This is a genomic window from Streptomyces sp. UNOB3_S3 (assembly GCF_020740895.1).
GTDB lineage: Bacteria > Actinomycetota > Actinomycetes > Streptomycetales > Streptomycetaceae > Streptomyces.
Genome location: NZ_JAILXP010000630.1, coordinates 1 through 2,067 on the forward strand (window position 1 = coordinate 1; position 2,067 = coordinate 2,067).

At 69.7% G+C, this 2,067-nt stretch carries 2 protein-coding genes, 1 tRNA gene and 1 rRNA gene; 3 read left to right on the forward strand and 1 reads right to left on the reverse strand.

Annotation, left to right across the window (positions count from 1 at the left end; genetic code table 11):
- Positions 1-9: 9 nt before the first annotated feature.
- The 3 genes from rrf (at position 10) to K6I33_RS34515 (ending at position 1,064) form a co-directional block, all read left to right on the forward strand.
- Positions 10-126, forward strand: a 5S ribosomal RNA gene (gene rrf, locus K6I33_RS34505).
- A gap of 97 nt (positions 127-223) precedes the next feature.
- Positions 224-907 (forward strand): DegT/DnrJ/EryC1/StrS family aminotransferase, encoded by a 684-nt coding sequence (locus tag K6I33_RS34510; RefSeq protein WP_229358748.1) that lies wholly within the window; start codon positions 224-226, stop codon positions 905-907.
- Positions 908-991: 84 nt separating this feature from the next.
- Positions 992-1,064, forward strand: a tRNA-Thr gene (locus tag K6I33_RS34515).
- Between the two features lie 56 nt (positions 1,065-1,120).
- Here the strand turns inward: K6I33_RS34515 and K6I33_RS34520 are convergent.
- Positions 1,121-2,067, reverse strand: a 947-nt coding sequence (locus K6I33_RS34520) for a PP2C family protein-serine/threonine phosphatase (RefSeq protein ID WP_229358749.1), incomplete at its 5' end; no start/stop codon positions are given.

A 2,067-nucleotide genomic window follows, 5' to 3' on the forward strand; every position in this document is an offset into this window, starting at 1 on the left:
TCATAGTGTTTCGGTGGTCATAGCGTTAGGGAAACGCCCGGTTACATTCCGAACCCGGAAGCTAAGCCTTTCAGCGCCGATGGTACTGCAGGGGGGACCCTGTGGGAGAGTAGGACGCCGCCGAACTATCATTCAAAAAAAGCTCTGATGTATGAACCGAAGTTCATACATCAGAGCTTTTTTGTTTTCGTCCGGTTAACGTCCCGTGGGCACCATCCCGGGCATGCGGACTGAAGAGAAGCTGGTCGCCGCGGGTGTGGGGGCGGGGGACGAGGTCATCGTCCCTTCCTATGCGACCGCTGAGGCCGCCGTGGCCGTCCGGAACGTAGGTGCCCTCCCCGTCTTCGCCGACATCGATCCCGTCACCTTCTGCCTCGACCCCGTTTCCGTCGCCGGCACGGTGACCTCGCGTACCGCCGCGATCGTGCCCGTCTCCCTCTTCGGCCACCCGGCCGACCTGGCCGCTTTGCGGCAGGCCACCGCCGCCCCCGACGCACCCGTCGTCGTCGAGCACGAACTCGACCATGCGGCCCAGGACATCGTCCGCCGCCGGGCGAATGCCGCCTATCTCGACGCCCGGCTCTCCGGAGTGGTGACACCCGCGGTCGCTCCCGGGGTCGTACACCGCTACGACTCCTATGTCGTCCGTGTCCTCGGCAATGGCCGGCCGGACCGGGACGCCTTCGCCCGGGCGCTGCGGGCCCGTGGCATCCGGTGCCATGTGCCCGTACGGACGCCCGTGCACCGGCTGCCGTCGTTCATGCGGGATCTGTGGCTTCCGGAGACGGAACGGGCCGCCGACGAATGTCTGACCCTGCCCCTGAATGAGGTTTCGTCACGCCGGGATCTGCAGCGGCTCGTATCGGCGTGCAACGCGCTCGGTGGGCTGCTTCCCACCGCTGCCTGACCGTCCGGCCGCCCGGCGTCCAGCGGTCAAAGCCCAGCAGTCAAAAGCCTGTCCGAACATGGGGTATGCTTTATCTCGTTGCCGGCCCCAATAGCTCAGTCGGCAGAGCGTCTCCATGGTAAGGAGAAGGTCAACGGTTCGATTCCGTTTTGGGGCTCTTAAATGAAGAAGGCCCCCGCCATTCGGCGGGGGCCTTCTTCATTTCCCGGCTTCTCAGCCCTGACGCTCCGGCACCCGCATGGCCAGGATGGCCATGTCGTCGGAGGCGGGCTCGGCCGCGAAACGTTCCACGGCGCGGAGGACGCGCGCCGCGACCGCGCCGGCCGTCAGGCCCGTACAGGTCGTCAGAACGTCCGTCAGGCCGTCGTCGCCCAGCATGCGCGTGCCCTCGCGGCGCTCGGTGACGCCGTCCGTGACGCACAGCAGGACGTCGCCCGGGTCGAGGGTGACGGTCTGCTCGTACAGCTCCAGGTCCTCCATGACGCCCAGCAGCGGCTGCGGGTCCGCCGCGGGCGCCACGGTGCCGTCCTGGCGCAGGCGCAGCGGCAGGGGGTGGCCGGCGCAGACGACCTTCAGGAGCGCGCTGCCGTCGGGCTGTGGGCGCAGCTCCCCGTAGAGGAGGGTGAGGAAGCGGCTGCGGGCGCCCTCGTCGAGGATGGCGGCGTTGAGGCGCTGGAGGACGGCGGGGCCGCCGAAGCCCTCGCGGGCGAGCAGGCGCAGGGCGTGCCGGGCGAGGCCGGTGACGGCCGCCGCCTCCGGGCCCGTGCCGCAGACGTCGCCGATGGCGAAGCCGTAGGCGCCGTCGCGGATGGGGAAGACGTCGTAGAAGTCGCCGCCCACCTCGTTGCCCTCGCCGGCCGCGCGGTAGATGACCTCGACCTCCACGCCGGGGACGTCCGGGAGCTCGGGCGGCAGGAGGCTGCGCTGGAGGCTCTGGCTGATGGCGGTGCGCTCGCTGTAGAGGCGGGCGTTGTCGAGGGCGAGGGCGGCCCGGCGGGAGAGGTCCTCGGCGAGTTCGAGGATCTCTTGGCGGAAGTGGTCGTCGCTGGGCTTGCCGAGGGTGAGCATGCCGATGACGCGGTTGCGGGCGACGAGCGGCAGGACGACGGTCTCGCCGCCGACGGCGGCCGCCGTGGCGAGGGAGGGGCCGGGGGCCGGGA

What these genes read in the sequence shown, in the direction of transcription:
- K6I33_RS34510 (WP_229358748.1), top strand. Translation starts at nt 224, where the DNA reads ATGCGGACTGAAGAGAAGCTGGTCGCCGCGGGTGTGGGGGCGGGGGAC.